The organism is Brachyspira hampsonii (genome assembly GCF_001746205.1).
Classification (GTDB): domain Bacteria; phylum Spirochaetota; class Brachyspiria; order Brachyspirales; family Brachyspiraceae; genus Brachyspira; species Brachyspira hampsonii_B.
Genome location: NZ_MDCO01000012.1, coordinates 74,105 through 94,222, shown reverse-complemented (window position 1 = coordinate 94,222; position 20,118 = coordinate 74,105). Strand labels below are relative to the sequence as shown.

19 protein-coding genes are annotated in these 20,118 nt (G+C 27.5%); 9 read left to right on the top strand and 10 right to left on the bottom strand.

From position 1 onward, the window contains the following. The first annotated feature begins 3 nt into the window (after positions 1-3). The 7 genes from lnt to BFL38_RS09390 all read left to right on the top strand — a co-directional run bounded on the left by lnt (position 4) and on the right by BFL38_RS09390 (position 7,258). On the top strand, positions 4-2,292 hold the full coding sequence (gene lnt / locus BFL38_RS09420; RefSeq protein ID WP_069726821.1) for an apolipoprotein N-acyltransferase: 2,289 nt from the start codon (positions 4-6) through the stop codon (positions 2,290-2,292). A gap of 33 nt (positions 2,293-2,325) precedes the next feature. Continuing rightward, positions 2,326-3,498 carry a chemotaxis-specific protein-glutamate methyltransferase CheB gene (gene cheB / locus BFL38_RS09415; protein ID WP_069726820.1) on the top strand — a complete coding sequence of 391 codons (1,173 nt, stop codon included), beginning with the start codon at positions 2,326-2,328 and terminating at the stop codon, positions 3,496-3,498. Then, positions 3,495-3,980, top strand: a complete 486-nt coding sequence (locus BFL38_RS09410) for a hypothetical protein (RefSeq protein ID WP_069726819.1) — start codon at positions 3,495-3,497, stop codon at positions 3,978-3,980. The genes cheB and BFL38_RS09410 overlap by 4 nt, the downstream gene beginning before the upstream one ends. Positions 3,981-3,995: 15 nt before the next feature. Continuing rightward, positions 3,996-4,439, top strand: coding sequence for a hypothetical protein (locus tag BFL38_RS09405; RefSeq protein WP_069726818.1), 444 nt, complete (start codon positions 3,996-3,998; stop codon positions 4,437-4,439). A gap of 46 nt (positions 4,440-4,485) precedes the next feature. Continuing rightward, positions 4,486-5,340, top strand: a complete 855-nt coding sequence (gene ispE, locus BFL38_RS09400; protein ID WP_069726817.1) for a 4-(cytidine 5'-diphospho)-2-C-methyl-D-erythritol kinase — start codon at positions 4,486-4,488, stop codon at positions 5,338-5,340. Positions 5,341-5,407: 67 nt separating this feature from the next. After that, the gene (locus BFL38_RS09395; RefSeq protein ID WP_069726816.1) at positions 5,408-6,394 is read left to right on the top strand and encodes a hypothetical protein; all 987 of its coding nucleotides are present in this window, start codon (positions 5,408-5,410) and stop codon (positions 6,392-6,394) included. 18 nt (positions 6,395-6,412) lie between these two features. After that, positions 6,413-7,258: a hypothetical protein gene (locus BFL38_RS09390; RefSeq protein ID WP_069726815.1), complete on the top strand. Its 846-nt coding sequence runs from the start codon at positions 6,413-6,415 to the stop codon at positions 7,256-7,258. A gap of 3 nt (positions 7,259-7,261) precedes the next feature. Here BFL38_RS09390 and BFL38_RS09385 read toward each other — a convergent pair whose 3' ends face one another. Then, positions 7,262-8,326, bottom strand: a complete 1,065-nt coding sequence (locus BFL38_RS09385; RefSeq protein ID WP_069726814.1) for a mannose-1-phosphate guanylyltransferase — start codon at positions 8,324-8,326, stop codon at positions 7,262-7,264. A gap of 288 nt (positions 8,327-8,614) precedes the next feature. On the opposite strand from BFL38_RS09385, the gene BFL38_RS09380 reads away from it, so the two are divergent. Further along, entirely contained in the window at positions 8,615-9,223 is a 609-nt protein-coding gene (locus tag BFL38_RS09380) for a response regulator (protein ID WP_008727051.1), read from the top strand. 7 nt (positions 9,224-9,230) lie between these two features. Here the strand turns inward: BFL38_RS09380 and priA are convergent, their stop codons facing one another. The 7 genes from priA to BFL38_RS09345 all read right to left on the bottom strand — a co-directional run bounded on the left by priA (position 9,231) and on the right by BFL38_RS09345 (position 14,789). Further along, the gene (gene priA, locus BFL38_RS09375; RefSeq protein WP_069726813.1) at positions 9,231-11,216 is read right to left on the bottom strand and encodes a replication restart helicase PriA; all 1,986 of its coding nucleotides are present in this window, start codon (positions 11,214-11,216) and stop codon (positions 9,231-9,233) included. A 2-nt stretch (positions 11,217-11,218) separates the two neighbouring features. Continuing rightward, entirely contained in the window at positions 11,219-11,584 is a 366-nt protein-coding gene (locus BFL38_RS09370) for a TraR/DksA family transcriptional regulator (protein WP_008723490.1), read from the bottom strand. A gap of 41 nt (positions 11,585-11,625) precedes the next feature. Next, positions 11,626-12,024: a 30S ribosomal protein S9 gene (gene rpsI, locus BFL38_RS09365; protein ID WP_008723492.1), complete on the bottom strand. Its 399-nt coding sequence runs from the start codon at positions 12,022-12,024 to the stop codon at positions 11,626-11,628. A 13-nt stretch (positions 12,025-12,037) separates the two neighbouring features. Beyond that, entirely contained in the window at positions 12,038-12,493 is a 456-nt protein-coding gene (gene rplM / locus BFL38_RS09360; protein WP_069726812.1) for a 50S ribosomal protein L13, read from the bottom strand. A 329-nt stretch (positions 12,494-12,822) separates the two neighbouring features. After that, complete coding sequence (locus BFL38_RS09355; RefSeq protein ID WP_069726811.1) at positions 12,823-13,317, bottom strand: DUF5675 family protein; 495 nt, start codon at positions 13,315-13,317, stop codon at positions 12,823-12,825. A 170-nt stretch (positions 13,318-13,487) separates the two neighbouring features. Next, positions 13,488-14,324: a pantoate--beta-alanine ligase gene (gene panC / locus BFL38_RS09350; protein WP_069726810.1), complete on the bottom strand. Its 837-nt coding sequence runs from the start codon at positions 14,322-14,324 to the stop codon at positions 13,488-13,490. 3 nt (positions 14,325-14,327) lie between these two features. Beyond that, positions 14,328-14,789: a hypothetical protein gene (locus BFL38_RS09345; RefSeq protein ID WP_069726809.1), complete on the bottom strand. Its 462-nt coding sequence runs from the start codon at positions 14,787-14,789 to the stop codon at positions 14,328-14,330. 198 nt (positions 14,790-14,987) lie between these two features. On the opposite strand from BFL38_RS09345, the gene BFL38_RS09340 reads away from it, so the two are divergent. Continuing rightward, positions 14,988-15,770 carry a PDDEXK family nuclease gene (locus BFL38_RS09340; protein WP_069726808.1) on the top strand — a complete coding sequence of 261 codons (783 nt, stop codon included), beginning with the start codon at positions 14,988-14,990 and terminating at the stop codon, positions 15,768-15,770. Here BFL38_RS09340 and BFL38_RS09335 read toward each other — a convergent pair. Beyond that, complete coding sequence (locus BFL38_RS09335) at positions 15,765-16,739, bottom strand: DNA cytosine methyltransferase (RefSeq protein WP_069726807.1); 975 nt, start codon at positions 16,737-16,739, stop codon at positions 15,765-15,767. The two genes, BFL38_RS09340 and BFL38_RS09335, sit on opposite strands and share 6 nt — an antisense overlap. A gap of 150 nt (positions 16,740-16,889) precedes the next feature. Beyond that, positions 16,890-20,084: an efflux RND transporter permease subunit gene (locus tag BFL38_RS09330; RefSeq protein ID WP_069726806.1), complete on the bottom strand. Its 3,195-nt coding sequence runs from the start codon at positions 20,082-20,084 to the stop codon at positions 16,890-16,892. Positions 20,085-20,118 lie beyond the last annotated feature (34 nt).

The following is a 20,118-nucleotide window of genomic DNA, read 5'->3' as shown; positions in this document are numbered from 1 at the left end:
TAAGTGTCGAAAAGTAACTCATACATAATTGGTGTAATTATATTAAGTATTATTAGTGCTATACTCCTATTTTTGGCGTTTCCCCCGCTTAATTTATTTCCTATGTCTTTTATTGCTTTAGTACCGCTTAATATTATAATATTTAAAGCGGATAAAATTAGATATTATATAATATCGTCTTTCTTATTTGTATTGGTTTTTTTCGGTCTTCTTTTAATGTGGATTACAGCATTTATGTTAAAAGAAACGGAAGCTGTAGTTTCTTTTTTAACTTTATTTACTATATTATTTTTAATAACATTTTTATTTTATTTTCCGGCTATGCTATTAAGCGGGTTTCTTTCTAAGAAATTGCCGGATTTTCGATTTATTATTATACCGGCTGTATTTACATTTATGGAATATATGAGAAATGTGGGATATCTTGGATTTCCTTGGGGAATTATAGGATATTCGCAATGGAATTTCTTATTATTTATTCAGGCGGCAGATATATTTGGGGTTCTCGGTATTAGTTTTTTTATTTATTTTTCAAATTCTGTAATCGCACATTATTTGCTTTTTATAGCTGAGAAAGATATAAAAGGAAAACATAAATATAAAAAGCCATATATTCCTGGTTTAATATTTGCAGTTTCATTTTTATTTATTATTGCTTACGGCACTATAAAAATTAATCTTGAAGAATCTAATAGGGCTTTGCAGCCTAAAACTAGAATAGCATTAATACAGAAATCTTTTGATCCTAACATTTATTGGAATAATATATATACAGGCGAGCCTTATCATAAAAATTCTAAAGGCATACAAGGTTTTGCAGAAAAGTTTTTATTAAAACCTGAGAAATTTAAAAATGAAGAAAAACCGGACGGTGTTACGCAAAATGGTACAATATCTGTAAAAAGAATAGCAAATCTTGCCAGAGATGCCTCTCTTTCTAAGCCGTCTTTAATAGTGTATCCTGAATCTGTTACTTTGGATTCTTATGGTTTTTATATAAATGAATATAGAGATATGTTTAGTTACGGCTTGGCTTCTAATTCTATGCATCCCGGCGTATATAATACATATATACTTTATGATATGATTAGATATACTCAAACATATCATTTATTAGGTACTACTATAATAAAAGAATATACTAATGAAGATGCATATAATCCGTATAAATATTATAATGGTATGGAATTTATTAATGATAAAGGTAATGTAATAGGCGAGTATTCTAAAATTAAACTTGTACCAGGCGGAGAATCATATCCTTTTCAAGATAATGAGTTTTTACTTAATACTTTCCCTTTTAAAAACATAATTAATTTTATGTATTCTCAATTTGACAAGGCTGGTGCCAACAGATGGGATAGGGGAAAGAGTCTCACAGTATTTAGTCATCCTAATGGCTATACTTTTTCCGGAGTTATATGTTTTGAAAGTGCTTTCGGTAATTTTGTAAGAAAATTTGTATATAATGGGGCACAGACTTTAGCCGTTATCACAGAAGATGCTTGGTCTTACAGTGATGAGTCTTTGCTTCAGCATTTTTATATGTCTGTATTTAGGGCTATAGAAAATAGAAGGGATATTGTTCATAATGGTAATTCAGGTGTTACAGGACATATATCAAGTACAGGTAAAATAATTTCAACGCTTCCTTTTTGGAAACCGGATTATATGATTGCTAATGTAGCTCTTAATGACAAAATTACTATATATACTAGATTCGGAGAATGGTTTGTATATCTTTCTATTATATCTATTATTTTGTTTGTATTATCAGCTACAACAAAAACTTTAATGGAATTAAAAGAAATTATCAAAAAACGTTTCTTTTTGAAAAAGTCTGCTGAAGATGAGGCTGTATTTGCTGTGATTCCTTCAGCTAAGAAGGTTGATGAATATATTAATAATGATAATAATTATGATTTGCCTAGTTTAGATGATTTAGATGAGATTGTAAGCAGTAAAAATAAAGTTCATAAACCTGATGCAGCATCGGAAAAAAAATATTCTAATAAATTAGATAACAATAAAAATATTAATAGAAATGATGTTGATGTTATAGAAGATATTCATCAAAATAAAGAAAATAAAAAAGATAGCAGCAATAAAAAAATAGATCTGTTTTCTGATAATACTGTAAATTATTCTAAAGAGATGACTGATATAATAAATAATTCAAAAAGCTACAGTATATTTGAAAATGATAAATATACATCAGAAATATCTTCAGCTTTAACTAATATCATAGAAGAAAATGATGAAAGGTTTAGCAGTAAGGATACAAAAAAGTAATAATTTTAAATAAAAGGGGATTAAGGTTTATATATGTTGGGGGCGGTCAGAATACTTATAGCTGATGATTCTAAAACGGTTAGGGCATTATTAAATAATGTATTATCTAATCATTATAGTATAGAAGTTGTAAGTGTTGTGAATAACGGCATAGATGCATATAAATCTATAGTATCAATAAAACCTGATTTTGTTGTTATGAATATAGATTTACCACTAATGGGCGGAATAGAATTATTGAAACTGCTAAAAAAAGAGAATATACAAACTAATATTTTGGTTATGAGTTCTTTGGCACAGAATAAGGATTTATCATCTAGGGCTTTGGATTTAGGGGCTTTGGATATAATATATAAGCCTAGAAATATAACAGCAGATTTCATTAGGGAGAATATACTTAGTGTAATCTTGGAAGCTAAAAGGAATAATTCTGTAGGCTCTAATTCTGTTTTTGATTATAATTCTGCTATTTTAAATAGTAATATAAGAGAAGCCGTTGAGATAGCAGATGATGAAAAAACATATATGGATAAATTTGATGATAATGTTAAAATAATTCCGTATAATCAAAAGCAGGTTGCAACAGCTTTAAGTATATCTTTTAGAAAACCTTTTAAAGCTCCTCTTTTAGTGGCAATAGGCATATCTACGGGAGGTCCTAGAGCACTTAGAATAATGCTTCCAAGTTTTCCTAAAGATTTTCCTCTGCCAATATTAATATCGCAGCATATACCTAAAGAATTTTCATCTTCTCTTATTTCTAGTTTGCAGGATATATCCAATATTAGAATTAAAGAGGCTCAGGTAGATGAGGAGATATTACCATCTATTGTGTATATATCCCCGGGTGATAAAAATATGGGTGTATACATGGATAGCAAAGGAAAATTGAGAATTAAATTCTATCCTGATCCCGATAAAAAATTTGTTTATACCCCATGCGTAGATTATTTATTTAATACTATTGATGAGGTTGTAAAAGATAAAGCTATTGCTATTATTATGACAGGTATGGGAAATGATGGTACTAGCGGTATGACTAAATTATATAATGATAATAATTTAACTATAGCTCAGGATAAATTAAGCTGCACAGTATATGGTATGCCTAGGAGTGCTATAGAAAGTAAAATTGTACATGTAGTATTATCACTTTATGATATTGCCGAATTTTTAGTACAGTATTTGAGAGGTAAACTTAAATGAAGAATATTTTTATTTTAGCTATTATATTGATAATTTTTGCATCTTCCTGTAAAAAAGAATATGGTACTGAATACTCTATATATGAATATGAAAAATATATATCTAAACTTATAGCAAATAGAGATACATTAGAGTTTACTTCTAATTTTCTTCAAAGTTTAGATGAAAATATAATTAATACTTTGAATGAGATGACTTTAGTATATGAGCTTACACCTGCTAATATTATAGAATCTATAAAAAATAGAGGTGCTTTATATCAAAGAATATTTTCAGATAATGATGATTCTCTTTGTAATTATTTGCCTAAAGACGGCGGATATTATGATGTTAGTGTAACTTATAAAAAATATAAAGATGTTATGCTGGCTCAGATTGAGTACCCTTCTTTTAATAAGATATCTGAAAACTCTATTGAATTTGTTGCAATATATTTTAACGATAAATGGAATTTGATTACTGTCAATTTCCTTAATATTTGAAAATAGGATTTTTTAATGAAAAGAATTTTTATTACATCAATTATTGTATTATTTATATTAGTATCATGCTTGGAAGATTTAGACAGTGTTAGAAAAGAATCTTTATTTGCATTTTATGATAATATGAAAAATGAAATATTAAATGATAATATAAATTGGATAGAAAAGAATTCTAATATAGAAAATATAGAAAACATTAAAAACATCATATTAGATGACAGCGATTCTATAAAAAAACTAATTTCTTCTTCAAATAAGGAATATTCAGTTACTATAAATTATACAATAGGAGATAATGGCAATCAAGCAAGCGGATATTATATTATAAGAAATACTGAATTTTCACCTACATACTATTACATAAGACTTGTGAATAATTCAAATAAATGGAAAATAGAATCCATAGACAAACTTCCTTTAATAAAATATTTATTTTTAGTTATTTGCAAAAAATATTAAATATACTAAAATAAAAATAATAAGTTTTATTTTAAGGAAAATATATATGCCTATAATAAAAGCTCCATGCAAGATAAATATTTCTCTTGATATAACTTCAAAAAGAGAAGACGGATATCATTTGATAGAATCTTTATTTCATACAGTGAATTTATATGATATTATAACCATTGATAAATCTGATGAATATAATATTACAACAAGCGGCAAGTTTGCATTAGAAGATGATAAAGAAGAAAATATTGTAACAAAAATATTTAATCATTTCAAAAAAAATATGAATCTTAATAATAATTATAATATACATATAGAAAAAAATATATCTACAGGGGCAGGACTTGGAGGAGGATCATCTGATGCTGCTAATATCATTAAGTTTTTTTTATCCGAATTAAATATTAATATCAATGATAAGCTAATAGAATCTTTTTCTTCATTTGGTGCTGATATTCCTTTTTTTATTAGAGGCGGATGTGCTTGGGTTTCAGGCATTGGAGAGAAGATACAAAATTATGATTTTACGCTTCCTTATAATGTTATTTTAATATATCCGAATATACATGTTTCTACTAAATTGGCTTATTCAAAATTTACTCCTGAAGATTTTAATAAATCGGATTTATTTTATATAAAGAATATGCTTGATAATAAAGATATTAATTTTGAAAGAATAGTTTCCAAAACATATAATGTATTTGAGAAGAATGTTTTTAATTTGGAAAAAAGAATAGAAGAGATAAAAAATAAAGCAGAGGATATAATTAAAAGAAAGGTAACTATGAGCGGTTCTGGTTCTTCACTTTTTGCTTTATATAAGAATGATGATACTGTAATTGAAGAAGATTTTAAAAAGTTAAAAAATGAACTTGATATGGACATATATAGATTGAGTTTGATTTAATTGTATTTAATGTTTTTTATGTTATAATTTTAATTGTTATAAAAATTAAAAGAGAACATTATAAAAGATGGTAAAAAAAGTATTTATTATATTATTGATATATTCTTCTGTATTTTTTGCAGCTGATTTATCATCAAAGCATTCATTATCGGTTTTAGAAACTAGCAGTACAAGATCAAAGGGTATGATGGGAGCAGACTTTTTAATAGGTAATGATTCATCTGCCGTATTTAAAAACTCTTCATCTTTGATGGGAGTGCTTAGGGACAGTGTAAATTTGAATTATACTATTACATCTAATCCTCAAAATGATTATATATTCAATGCTTCTTATGCTCATATAGGAGGTTCTTATGCTGTGGGGGTTGGTTTTGCCGGAGAAATAAATAAAGTTTATTCTTATGATAGTTTGGGTTTTAAGAAGAATGATATATATAACGGACTTTATTTAATAAATGTTGGTGCTGCTTATGCTATTAATGAAAGCTCTTTTATAGGGGCAAATATTAAAAGTGTAGTTAATAATAGCGAAAAAGATAATAATTTTGGAATGTTTTTTGATGTATCGTATATGCAGTCTTTATTTACGCCTAATTTTAAACTTGGTGTTGGAATTAGGAATTTCGGATTTTATGATAATGTATTTGCCAAAACAGATACTGATATAACAGCTTCTTTATCATACGCTAAAAGCGACGGAAGTTTTGCGGTATCAGGACAATATACAATATCAGTGCCTTCTGTAAGTCATGAATTATCTATCGGACTTGAAGCTATGATAATAGATTTTAATAAATTGGGATTATTTAAACAAAAAACTGCATGGTATGATGATTTGCCTGAAAGCATATTAGATGCTCCGGATTTTGTACAAAAAAGACTTTCTCAGAAACTTCCAAGCGGCGTTTTGGCTAGATTTGGGGTAGGTACTAAAGGTGTCTCTTTGGGATTATCTCTTTATTTGGATTTATTCAGACTTGATTATGCTATTAGTTTTGATAATTTTAGTAAGGATAATATTTCTCATGATATAGGCATGAGTTTTATGTTTTAATTTAGGTTTAATTATTTTATGGCTATTTGTAAACAAAAAATATCTAACACGGAAAATTGTCCTAGAGAAGAATATAAAGATGGTTTATGCATTATACATCATAACAGCAATGATAAGCCTGAAGGACTTTTCAGAAGAATAATAAGAGATGATATATATAGAGGGTTTTATAATTTCTCTTATATGATTAGTTATGAAGGATTTAATTTTGAGGGTTTAAAAATTGAAAAAAATTCTAACATGCTTTTTAGCAATTCTTTATTTTACGGACCTTTTCAAATGAGGAATTTTAATTTATTCGGTTCTTTGGATTTTACAGACAGTAATTTTGAAAGCGGACTTTTTATTACAATGTCTAATGTTTATAAGGAAATTATTATAAAAAACTCTAAGATAAATATTGATTTTAATATGTCATTATCTAATTTGCATTCTATTGATATTGATAATATAACAGCTGACTGTAATTTTTCTATTGCTAATTCGGATATAATTGATAAACTGTCATTTAATCATATTCATTTTAAAGATAATTTCAGTATGCTTAATGCAAGTTTGCAGGGAGAATCTAGTTTTGAAAATATTATTATAGACGGAGATGCCGATTTTAGAAATATGGTATTTTATAAATCTTTAAAATTTGAAAATGTTGAAATAAAAGGTAAAACTATACCTTATGAAATTACAGAAAATGAAAAAATAGAATTTGTAAATGTTCTAATAAACGGCAGAGTTATAGAAGACAATCAAAAAGAGAAAAAAGAAAAAGAGAAAAAAGAATCTCAATTAGAAAAAATCAAAGAAGCAAAGGATAAAATGTATAAAGAAACTTTGCTTAATAATAAATATTCTAAAAGAAAATAGATATTAAAGTAAATCTCTTTTATCTTTTAATTCCTCTTTTTCCCTTATATCCTTTAATATACCTTTAATTTTTGAATCATTATTATTCGGATAAATTAAAAGAACTCCGTCAGATTTTACTATAGTTAAATTATCAACTCCGTCTATTGCTATAAAAGTGTCATTATCATCATTAATTATGATATTTCCTTTTGCTTCTTTAGCATATACATTTCCAATTATTACATTATTATTATTATCTTTATTATGTATTCTTCCAAGTGCTGAAAAAGCTCCCAGATCGTCCCAAAAGAATCTTGATTTTATGCATTTAATATTTTTTAATTTTTCCATTATGCCAAAGTCAAAAGATATTTTATCTATTGTTTTGAATATTTCTTCCTTTTGACTATCATTTTCAGCTTCTAAAGTTTTTAGAGTTTTATTGTATGTATCGGGCATTAATTCTTTTATTGAATTAAGTATATTATCTATAGACCATATAAACATTCCGCTGTTCCATAAATAATTACCTTCTTCTAAGAATTTACATGCATTTTCATAATTAGGTTTTTCTACGAATCTATCAACATCATATACATCATCTTTAATATTATCTTTTATTTTTATATATCCGTATCCCGTTTCTGCTCTATTTGGATTTATTCCTACTACTACAACTTCATTAGTATTTTGGCTTACTTCAATGGCATTTTCAATAGACTTTATAAATAAATCTTCATTTTTTATGATAGGATCTGCCGGAATCACTGCAATTATAGCATTTCCTATTTTTTCTTTTATATAAATGGCTCCTAATGCAATAGCGGCCGCTGTATCTCTTCCTATTGGTTCATATATTATATTTTTGAAAGAAGGCATATATTTACTGAATACATCTTTATATCTTTTTCCTGTGATTATAAAAATATTATCTTCACTAGTAATTTTTAATGCTCTGTCTATAGTTTGTTCTATAAGAGATTTGTTTTCTATAATATTTAAAAATTGTTTTGGTTTGTTTTCTCTGCTTAGAGGCCATAATCTTTCTCCTATTCCTCCAGCCATTATAAGTACAGCCTTTTTCATGTATTATATTCCTTTGAATAAAAGTTATCTTATAGTACCTTATTATATATATAATTAAATAAAAAACAATAATATTGTAAAAAAAGCATTTACATTTTATACATTAAAATAAAAAAAATATATTTTTTGTAAAAAATGTAGTTCTTATATATCATTAATAAATATTAATATATTAATATTAAATATAATTTTAATATTTTTATTTGACAAAAATTTCATTATGTATTATCTTTATTGTGTAATGGGAGATTTTTTATTTTTCTTTAATTTTTAAATTTGAGAGGTTATATGATTAATACTGAAGAGTTAATATATGATGACGATGATATGCTGTCGCCCATAGATGCTGCGAAAATAGTTGGGGTGTCAAGAACTACTGTTAACTATTGGGTTAGACATTATGGGTTAAAAGCGGATGTTACCCCTGGTAAAAGATATAAAATCCGTTATGCCGATTTAAAGGCTTTTCTAGCTTTCAATAATAAAGAGAAAAGAATTAAATTAAAAAGAAAACAGTCAAAATATAAGATTGCCATAATTGAACCTATGGAAATTACAAGAAAAAATTATCTTGAATGGCTTAAAGATGATTATGATGTTACATGCATATCTAATTTGGCATCACCTTTAAAGGAGTTAAAAAAGATTTCACCTGATGTCATTTTAATGGATATTAATTTATCAGATGACAAAGACTATTTCTATATAATAGATGAAATCAAGAAAGAAATTTCTTTAAGAATATCATTAATTATTATTATTACAAAGAGATACAATGAAGATGATGTTGTAAATGGTCTTGAAAAAGGTGCATGTGATTATGTAAAAAAGCCTGTAGGTCAAAATGAGTTAAAAGCAAGAATTAAAAATGCTATTAGATTTTATGTCGATGTGTAAATAATTATTAAAGCATATTTATTGGGTCTATATCTATTTCTATATAATTACCTTTGTTTGCTGTAAAACTATTATTTAGTTTATTAAAGAAATTTTTTAGCAGAGAATGAGACGGTGTTTTTATAAGAATATTCCATCTGTAATATTTATTTAATTTGCTTATTGCACATGCCGCCGCTCCTAGTATTATTATTTTATCGGAATAATTATAAGTTTCCATTCTAAGCATATCTGCTATTTTATTTGCATCATTTTCTACTTTTTTTTCATCTATTCCTCTTATTACTAATCTTATGAGTCTTGAAAATGGCGGATAATTTAAAGGTGCTTTTCTATTTTCTATTTCTTTATTATAAAAAGATATATAATCATGATTTTTGGCACATTCTATACTATAGTGATTAGGAGAATAAGTTTGAATGTATACTATTCCGTTTTTTTCTCCTCTTCCGCTTCTTCCGGCAACTTGAGTAATCAAATTAAAAGTTCTCTCAGCACTTCTAAAATCTGGTATATGAAGAGACATATCTGCTAAAAGTACGCCTACTAGAGTAACATTAGGAAAATCAAGCCCTTTAGCTATCATCTGAGTTCCTACAAGTATATCTATTTCACCATCAGAAAATCTTTTGAATATTTTTTCATAGTTTTTTGTTCCTCCTACAGTATCCTGATCCATTCTCTCTACCACAGCATTGGGAAAAAGTATATTTAAATGTTCTTCTACTTTTTCAGTACCGCTTCCTATACGCTCGAAATGTCCTATTTTACATTCATCGCAAAGTTCGTCTAAATATTGAGTGTATCCGCAGTAATGACACATAACAACATTCTTCTTTTTATGATAAGTAAGAGATACAGAACAATTAGGGCATTCTAAAACTCTTTGACAATATGAACAAGCAACAACAGGAGCATATCCTTTGCGATTAAGAAATAGTATAATCTGTTCTTTTTTTTCTAATTTTCTGTTTATTTCTTCTGCCAATTTTTGTGTAATCATAGGAAAAGCATCTGCTCTTTTTTCTTTTTTCAAATCTAATATTTTAACTTCAGGCATATTAACAGAAGCCGCTCTTTTTTTTAGGCTTAGAAGTTCTATTTTACCTATAGAAGCATAATAAAAACTTTCTATAGAAGGAGTAGCACTTCCCAAAAGTAATGTAGCATTTTCCTGCGATTTTCTATAAAAAGCCACTTGTCTTGCATGATATCTTGGTGTATCTCCGGCTTTATAGCTCGTTTCATGTTCTTCATCTATAACAATTATACCTAAATTGGGGGTAGGGGAGAATATTGCACTTCTTGCTCCTATAACAATTTTTATTTCATCTTTTTTTATCATCTGCCAATATCTGTATTTAGAATTAGGCGATAATTTACTGTGAAGTACAGCTATTTTTCCTTCAAATCTTTCAGCAAATCTTTTTATAGTTTGTGGAGTGAGTGATATTTCAGGAAGTATGACTATAGCCTGCTTTCCCATATCAACAACTTTTTTTATAGCCTGCAGATAAACTTCTGTTTTCCCGCTTCCTGTTACACCATGAAGTAAAAAAGTTTTTGAAGTTTTTGATTCTATACTTTCATTTATTTTTTTTAATACAATTTCTTGTTCATCATTGAGTTTTAAATATGGTTTTTGTTTTGCCGGTATTGGTTTGGCTTTCTTTTCCTTTTTGGCAGGAGTGCCTACAGGAAGTGCCGCAAATAGGGCTTCTCCGAAAGATGAATGATAATAATTACTCATCCATTTAGCTAATTTGAATTCTTTATCTGAACATATTGGTTCAAGATCAATTCTAGCTTTGATAGGATATATTTTATAGTTACCGTCTATAGTTTCAACTTCTTCTACAACAATACCCTTATTATTTTTTCCTTTAATAGGAGCTACAACTCTACATCCTACCAAGCTATCATTAATCTCGTCTGGTTTTTTGTATGTAAGTATTTTATCTATAGGCAGATTGAAAACAACTTTAACATACATTATTACATTTTTTCACGACGCTTTTTGTCTTCATATTTAGACATGCAGTTTACACATCTTAAAGTATAAGGCAAAGCAGTTAATCTTTCCTCATTAATTTCTTCTTTACAATCTATACATTTACCATAAGTGCCGTCTTCTATTCTCTTAAGTGCATTGTTAAGCATATCTAACTTATCTTTTTCTTTTTGAGAGAAATTCATTAGATTTTGTTTCTCATAAGCCTGAAATGCTATATCTACCATATCCCCATGAGAATCATCTTTAAGAGCTTCATAAGTTTCATTACCGCTCAATAATTCATCTAAAGTTTTTCTCTTTTCTTCTAATAGTAAATCTTTAAATTTTTTTAACTTTTTAGCAGTCATTATACAAACCTTTAGTAATAGTAACCCAATAAAAAGATAGTTTAACGTTTTGAGAATTGGAAACGTTTTCTAGCACCTGATCTTCCGTATTTCTTACGCTCAACTACACGAGAATCTCTAGTAAGAAATCCATTTCTTTTTAAAGTAGTTCTGAAATCTTGACTTTCACCTACCAAAGCTTTAGCTATACCATGTCTTACAGCATCAGCCTGAGCAGAAACACCGCCGCCATGAACATTAGCAAATACATCATATTTTCCAAAATTACCTGTTACTTTTAAAGCATCTTCTACTACTTTAAGAAGTGCCGCTCTATTGCAGAAGTATTCAGCATAATTTTTTCCATTTATTAAAATTTTGCCACTGCCTAAAGTTATACGAACTCTTGCATTGGCTGTTTTTCTTTTTCCAGTAAAAATAGTTAATTGTTTAGCTGCCATTTTTCTCTCCTAATTATATATTTACTACAGTAGGTTTATTAGCTTCATGCGGATGCTCGCTTCCTGCATATACTTTTAATTTTTTAAGATGAAGTCTTCCCAATGGATTATGAGAAAGCATACCTTTTACAGCTATTTTTACCATTCTTTCAGGATTTTTTTCTAATAATTCGCCGTAGCTTATAGATTTTATACCGCCAGGATAACCTGTATGTCTATAGTGGATTTTTCCTTTCTTTTTATTGCCTGTTAGAACTATATCTTTAGCATTGATGATAATTATATAATCACCATTATCTAAGTTATAGGCATAGTCTACTTTATGTTTTCCTTTAAGCATATAAGCTGCTCTGCTTGCTACTCTTCCCAATGACTTACCTTTGGCATCTATTATTAGCCAATTTTGCTTTATATCTTTTTGTGATAAAACGTAAGTATTATTTTTTGTTTTTAATGTTTTTTTATCCATAAAATACACACCTTGATTTAACGTTTTAAAAAATTTGGTAGTTTTAATCTTAAAAATGTAACGGTGCGTAATTATAACATAAATATATTGTAAAGTCAAATTTTATTTACTATTTGAATAGATTTTTTAGTAATTTAGTTTAATTATTAGACTTGTTTTAAAACTATAAATATAATGTTTTATGGTTTACTTTTTAGTATATAGGTATGCCGACATTCACATGCCAACACCAACTGTATGCATGCTTCTGAGAGATAGTACACACTATTAATAAATAAAAATAGTTTTGAAGTAAGTATATAACTATTCTTAATATGTTTAGAAATATATTATTTTATTTCATTTATAGTAATGATGAAATTTTCAGCTCCATATTTAGATATTATATCATAAAATTCTTTCACTGCTTTAAGACTCTGCTCTATTATTCCATTATCTTTATTTACAGCTCCAAGAAGTATGCACCCTAAAGTATCCTGAGGATAATTGCCTACATGTATTAATATTCTTCTGTTTCTAAAAGAAGGAAGCACATCATCGCATGTAATAAGAAGTGCTTTATTATTATATTCTTTTGGTATAACATTTTTAAGCGATGTAACAGTCCATTCTAATTTATAATTTCTAGCTATGATTCTTTTATCTTTATTTTCCTCATCGGTGGAAGGACCTATATTTTCTAAAGTAAAACAGTTAAAGATGTTATTTTCTCTTTCATCTAATATATTCAAACTTCCTATAGTAGAACCTTCAGTTTTTTTATCTGATTTAGGTTTGGAAATATTTTGGTATTCTTTTTCCCGCTGAATAATAATTTTAAACATAAATAATACACTCCATAATTATCTTATAGTAATAATCTTTTTTAGTATTCGGAATCATACAAATATGATATATTAATTTTTTGAATTGTCAGTTGGTATTTTGTATTTATTTTCTGCTTTTTATTTTTAGTAATTTATTATAGATTTAAAATATAAAACTATATAAATAATTATTTCAAAGGCATATTATCTAATAATCTAGTAGCACCGCAATAAGCTGATATAAGTATTATTGAGTTTTTTGATGCTGTTTCCATGCTCATTAAAGTTTCCTTATCTGCTATATAAGCATATTCTAGTTTAAGCATTTTATGAGTTTTTATATTGTTTTTTATTATATCTAATAAATATGATGATTTAATGCCGCCTTTTTTAAACTCTTCCCTAGCTTCTTTTAGTAATTTGTATATTATAGAAGCTTCTTCTTTTTCTCTATCGCTTAATAAAGTATTTACGCTGCTTAAAGCAAGCATATTTTCATCTCTTACTATGGGAATAGTTTTTAATGCTATATTATAATTTAAATCTTTTATCATTTTTTTTATTATAAATACTTGCTGATAATCATATTCTGTGAAATATACATGAGTAGGAGATATTATATTAAACAGCTTAGCCATTATTGTAACCATGCCTCTATAATATATAGGTCTTGAGATTATATTGAATTTGCTGTTTTCAATATTTATATGAGTAGCATAATCATCAGGAATCATCTCTTCAACAGACGGCAAAAATAAAACATTCACCTGATATTCTTCTAAAAATTTTTTATCTTTATCCAAATCCTGAGGATATCTTTCTATATCTTCTACCTTTATAAATTGAAGCGGATTAATAAATATACTTACAATTACAATAGAACATTCTTTTTTTGCTTTTTTTATTAATGCAGAATGTCCTTCATGCAAAGCTCCCATAGTAGGTATTAAAGCTATAGAACTGCTTTTATTATCATTAATAAATTTATATGCACTTTTTATATTTTTTAATATAGTTAAAGACATATATTAATCCGTTTTTTTATTCATTTTATCATGATTTGTTGCCGGTTCATAAAAATATAAAGCAAGTATTGTTTGAAGCGGAAACATTATAACAGCTTCAATAAACATACTGAATCGTCTAATAGTAAATATTATATCCTTTTTAAGTACAAATACATTCACTATATAAAGTATTTTACTAACAGCAAACGCTAAAAATAATAATATTATCAAAAAATAAGGCAATGTATTTGGAGCAGGAAGTATAGTAATATATTTAGGTGTTTCATTATTATTGGAATTAACTATAAAAAGATATATTCCAAATAAATATATAAAAGCAAATATTCCATCTAGTATAATAGTAATAAGTTCAGCATTTTTATGTGAAATTTCAGGATAAAGTAAAGTTCCGCATGAACGGCATTGTTTAGCGTATTTATCATTAACTGTTTTACACGATTTGCATTTAATAGTCTTAGCCATAATTTTATAACAGCTCCTTAATTTTTATCAGCTTCAGTTTTTTCTTTATTGTTAATAATAATATTTATAAATAGAAAAATTGTCAACTATGATATATGAAAATAAAAAATTATTTATCATGTTTTAATTTATTCCGTTAGTTAATCAATGGATATAAATTATAATTGTAGATCTTTGTTAATATTAGGAGTATTACTTATGCCTGCTTCATGGAAAGAACTTGAACAAAAGTGTTTTAACTATTTACAAAGTACATATAAAGATGTTAATTTTAATCTTGTAGGAGGATCAAATTCTAATATTTCTGATATAAAAGTAATTGATAAAAACTTTTTTATTGAAGTAAAATCTCCAAGTGCTCAATGCGGACAATTTGTAGTTTTGGAAAATGAAAATAATTTTCAATATTCGGATAAAAATAAAACTTCTGTAAATCAATATTCAAATTATATAATAGATTATATGAATATGAATTTTGAAGTATTTCATAACGTAGGTACTAAAGGTATTTATCTCGAAGGTATTAGTAAAGAAATCTTTTATTCTTGGATAATAGATTTTTATAAAGCTAAAAATACTAAATATTTTATTACTAAAAAAATGGCTTATATTATTATTCCATTAGAAAAAATAGATGAATATTTTGATATAAAAGCATGCTATAGAGTAAAGAAAAGCGGTTCATCAGATCCTTCTAATAAAAACATAGAGGAAATAATATGTTTTTTAGAAAATTATAATATTGAATTTCAATTAGAGATTGATGGTAAAAAACTTTATATTATTACTGAATATAATATTAAAAATAAAATAGAAATTAATGATTATACATATCAGTTTAATAAAATATCTGAATATAAATATAATGTTAGAAGATTATCTAATACAAGTAATGCCAATGTTATATTTTCTATAAAACTTGTAAAAAATTATCAGGAAGAAGAAGATTTAATTAGCTTTTTAGAAGATATAAAATTATGATATATGTTCTGCTATTTTTATAGCTATATACTGAAGAACATCTATAACGACAGAGTTTCCAAATTGTTTATATGCTTGATTTTTATTACCTATTATTTCAAATGAATCAGGATATCCCATTATTCTTGCACATTCTCTAGGCATAAGTTTTCTGCATTTTCCATTAATTAAATATCCCCCTGTTTTTGAGAATACTCCTCCTCCATCAGCAGATAATGTAATTGCTACTCCTTTTGAGCTGTATATTCTTTCTCCTTGTCCGCCTTTATTTACTATACCTAAACGAATAGATTTATTGCTGTATTTATCATCTTTTATATAATTCATAATAATATCATTCCTATTAATATAAGTTTCATTAGGTATTTGATTTTCTTCTAATAAAAAATCTTCTAAATGTTTTATTAATTCTATAGGCTTAGGAAAATCAAATTTTTTTATGTTTAAATCTTTTCTGAAACATACTATATAAATTCTTTCCCTTTTTTGAGGTATTCCGTAATCTGAAGCATTAAGGACTTTATAATAGAAATCATATTCAAGTTCATTCATAATTTTTATTATTGTATTTAATGTTCTTCCATTATCATGTCTTACTAAATTTTTAACATTTTCCATAAATACAACTTTAGTCTTTTGATATTTTAAGATTCTAGCTATATCAAAAAATAAATTTCCTCTTTTATCTTCAAAACCTTTTTGTTTTCCGCTTATAGAAAAAGCCTGACATGGGAATCCCGCACATAATATATCATGAGCAGGTATTAATTTTTCATCTATTTTAGTAATATCATCATCTGGAATATCTCCGAAATTTTTATAGTATGATTCTTTAGCAAATTTATCCCATTCATTAGAATAAACACATTTTGCACCAAGAGATTCTAAAGCTATTCTAAATCCGCCTATTCCAGCAAATAAATCTATAAATGTTTTATTTTCTAAAAGTTTATTTTCTATATTTATCATATTTCATTTATTATAATTTATTTATCTAAAAATTCAATTATTTAATTAAAAGAATCTATTAGAAATATATGTTAAAAAATTATAATCCCTGACATTTATTAAAATATCAGGGATTATATTAATAATTATTTTTTATTTATATAAATTAAATTAATTTGCAGTTGTTGTTATAGTAGTAGTAATCTCCTCTGAAGGATTTTTAGTAGGAGGAATTTTTATTAATTTCAAGTCAAACATAATCATAAACATACAAGGTAAGAATATGAGAGTAAGAAGTGAAGCAAATAAAAGACCATAAGCTAATGCCATAACTATAGGAATAATAATATCGGCTCTTCCTCCTATACCATATACAGTAGGTAAAAGCCCAACAACTGTAGTAACTGTAGTTAAGAATACAGGACGAAGACGCTGCTTAGCTCCGTCAACAATAGCTTTGGCAACACCTTTTTTACCGCCTTCTACACCTTCATCTATGATTTTGTTAATGAGGTCAACAAGTATAATACCATTGTTTACTACAACACCCGCTAAACCAATAATACCTACTACACCCATAAATGATAAAGGCATTCTGTGTATGGCAAAACCTAATAATACCCCAATTAAACCAAAAGGAATAATTATCATTATCATAATAGGCTGTATGAATCTGTTTAACTGTAATAGTAATACAATGTATACGAATATGAATGCCATAGCAAAACTGAATATTAATTGTTTTATGGCTTTCATAGTTTCTTTAGCTTCACCGCCAAACTCTAGTTTTAATCCTCTATACTGTCTGCTGAAATCTTTAAATCTTTCGCTTACTGCTGCCATAACCTGCTGAGAAGTATTTTTTCCATATTCTATACCTGCTGTTATAGTTATTGTTCTCTGTCCGTTATAGTGTTTTAATGTTGCAAGTCCGTCGGCAATTTCTACATCTGCTAGGTTATGAAGATAAATAAGTCTTCCGCTTGTGTTAGGTATTAGAAGATTAGTCAAATATTGAACATCATAAGTGTAAGGATCATCAAATACTACTCTGAAATTTAATTTATTTTCAAGCTCCTGTATATATGTAGCTTCAGTACCATAATATGCTGTTCTTACTTCATTAGCAACAGAAGCAACATTAACACCAAGTTCTGCTATTTTATCATAATCAAACATCACTCTTAATTCTTCTTTACCAACTTTATCATCATCATCGATGTTGATAACGCCCGGTACTGTAGCTAAAAATTCTTTTATCTCATCTTTAGCTTTTTTGGCAAGTTCAGTATTGTTTCCTACTATTTTTATGTCTACAGGATCCCCTGGGTCAATACTTCCTTTTGTATTCATACTAAATATAGGAACAGTTTGTCTTATATCAGTTTTATCTATTTTCTGATTAATTAATGCAACAAGCTCATCGGCAGTTCTGCTTCTTTCAGCGGCAGGTACTAAATAAACCATAATACCAGCCAAACTTCCTTTTTCTTCAGATACAACCTCTTGGTCAACCTGCTTTCCTACAAGTGAGTATAAAGCAATAAGTTCTTCCGGTTTTACCACACTTGCAACAACATCTTCTATTTTTGCAATCTCTTTTGTAGTAGCTTCTTTAGTAGTTCCTGTAGGCATTTCTATATTAATAACTATAGTATCAGCACTTGTGTCGTATATAAGTACGAAGTTTTTAAAGCTGCTTTGTGCCAAGAATATTGAAGCTATTAATAATGCTACAAAAGCACCTATTACAATATATCTGACATGAATTAATTTTTCTAATATAATACCAAAAGGTATTTTCATTTTATCGAATAAAGCATCTTTGTCAAAATCAAGAGGGTTTTTGAATTTGCTTTTCTTTTTAGGTTTATAAGATTTATATTTATCTTCTTTATCTTGTAATTGGTTAGGCAAAAGCAAAGTAGCCTGAAGCATACTAACAACAAGAGTAAATATAACTATTCTAGGGAAGAGGTTTAATATTTTACCCATCATACCGCTTATTGTAAGCATAGGGAAAAATGCAGCAACTGTTGTAAGAGTGGAAGCCACCATAGGCATAACAACATCGCTTACAGCAAGTCTTGTTGCTTCAAGTCCCTTATATCCAGCCTGTTTGAAGTTGAATATATTTTCAGATACTACTATTGAGTTGTCTACTATCATACCAAGTACGGTAATAATAGCAGCTAATGACATAGTATTAAATGTTATTCCTGTTACCTGCATGTAAATAAAGCATGAGAACATAGTAATAACCATACCTAAGCTTGTAAACATAGCACTTTTGAAATCTAGGAATATAATCAAAGTTATAAATATGATTATAAAACCTTGAATAAGGTTTGAAGTTACAATATTTAAAAGAGATTTTATAGTTCTTGAGTTATCCCCCATAACAGATACCTGAATATTATCCGGTATTAAGTCAGCATTATCTTTTAGATATTGGTTTACTGTTTCAATAGTTTTAAGAATGTCAGCATTTTCATTTTTTACAATAGAAAGAGAATATCCTGAAGCTCTATTAACTCTCATAAGAGTAGTCTTATCTTCAAAACCAGATTCCACATGCCCTATATCGCTTACTCTTACTCTTTGACCATTGAAAGTGGATCGTATTATAACATTGCTTGCTTCCATAGGGTCCTGAAACTCACCGTAAGTTACAACAGTTTGTTCTTTTCCGCCGGATTCCATATCTCCTCCTGTAGCTCTTACATTTCTTATGCTGAGAGCATTTACAACATCGCTTAATGCTATATAATTTTCTGTCATTTTTATAGGGTCTATATAAACTTTAATTTCAGGATCAGTTCTTCCTTCTACTCTAACTTCGCCTACACCTTCAAGTCTTACTAGTTCATTTTCAAGCATTTGGCTTACATCAAATAATTCTCTTTCATCGCCTTCCATACCTTCTTTAAAGTGAACAGCCAATGTATATATAGCCATTTTATTAGGGTTTAAGTCATAAGTTGTAACCTCTTCAACATCTGTTGATAAATCAGGTACATTCTGCATTTGTCTGAATATTTCGTCTTTAACAGGCTGTCTGTCTGGAAGGGTTTCATCTAATGTTACTAATATTATTGCAACATTTTCAATGATTGTAGTTTCATATTCATCTATACCAGATATGCCCTGCAATTCTTCTTCTATAGGTATAACAGCATTCTGCTCTACATCAAGAGGAGTAGCTCCGGGGTATGTTACCGCTATAAGCATCATATCCAAATCAGTTGATGGAATAGATTCTTTTCTTAAATTAAAATAGTAATATCCTCCTACAAATAATATTGCCATTACTATTATATTTACAAGCATAGTTTTTTTTGCAAAAAATACTATAATTTTTTCCATATATCTCTGCATCTCCTATTTCTGTTTTGTTTTA

Bases quoted from the DNA above. Each gene is read 5' to 3' on its own strand.
- BFL38_RS09370 (WP_008723490.1), bottom strand. From the start codon at position 11,584: ATGACTGCTAAAAAGTTAAAAAAATTTAAAGATTTACTATTAGAAGAA.
- BFL38_RS09330 (WP_069726806.1), bottom strand. From the start codon at position 20,084: ATGGAAAAAATTATAGTATTTTTTGCAAAAAAAACTATGCTTGTAAAT.
- BFL38_RS09410 (WP_069726819.1), top strand. From the start codon at position 3,495: ATGAAGAATATTTTTATTTTAGCTATTATATTGATAATTTTTGCATCT.
- BFL38_RS09345 (WP_069726809.1), bottom strand. From the start codon at position 14,789: ATGGCTAAGACTATTAAATGCAAATCGTGTAAAACAGTTAATGATAAA.
- BFL38_RS09390 (WP_069726815.1), top strand. From the start codon at position 6,413: ATGGCTATTTGTAAACAAAAAATATCTAACACGGAAAATTGTCCTAGA.
- priA (WP_069726813.1), bottom strand. From the start codon at position 11,216: ATGTATGTTAAAGTTGTTTTCAATCTGCCTATAGATAAAATACTTACA.
- BFL38_RS09380 (WP_008727051.1), top strand. From the start codon at position 8,615: ATGATTAATACTGAAGAGTTAATATATGATGACGATGATATGCTGTCG.
- panC (WP_069726810.1), bottom strand. From the start codon at position 14,324: ATGTCTTTAACTATATTAAAAAATATAAAAAGTGCATATAAATTTATT.
- cheB (WP_069726820.1), top strand. From the start codon at position 2,326: ATGTTGGGGGCGGTCAGAATACTTATAGCTGATGATTCTAAAACGGTT.
- BFL38_RS09355 (WP_069726811.1), bottom strand. From the start codon at position 13,317: ATGTTTAAAATTATTATTCAGCGGGAAAAAGAATACCAAAATATTTCC.
- ispE (WP_069726817.1), top strand. From the start codon at position 4,486: ATGCCTATAATAAAAGCTCCATGCAAGATAAATATTTCTCTTGATATA.
- BFL38_RS09335 (WP_069726807.1), bottom strand. From the start codon at position 16,739: ATGATAAATATAGAAAATAAACTTTTAGAAAATAAAACATTTATAGAT.
- BFL38_RS09395 (WP_069726816.1), top strand. From the start codon at position 5,408: ATGGTAAAAAAAGTATTTATTATATTATTGATATATTCTTCTGTATTT.
- BFL38_RS09405 (WP_069726818.1), top strand. From the start codon at position 3,996: ATGAAAAGAATTTTTATTACATCAATTATTGTATTATTTATATTAGTA.
- rplM (WP_069726812.1), bottom strand. From the start codon at position 12,493: ATGGATAAAAAAACATTAAAAACAAAAAATAATACTTACGTTTTATCA.
- rpsI (WP_008723492.1), bottom strand. From the start codon at position 12,024: ATGGCAGCTAAACAATTAACTATTTTTACTGGAAAAAGAAAAACAGCC.
- BFL38_RS09340 (WP_069726808.1), top strand. From the start codon at position 14,988: ATGCCTGCTTCATGGAAAGAACTTGAACAAAAGTGTTTTAACTATTTA.
- BFL38_RS09385 (WP_069726814.1), bottom strand. From the start codon at position 8,326: ATGAAAAAGGCTGTACTTATAATGGCTGGAGGAATAGGAGAAAGATTA.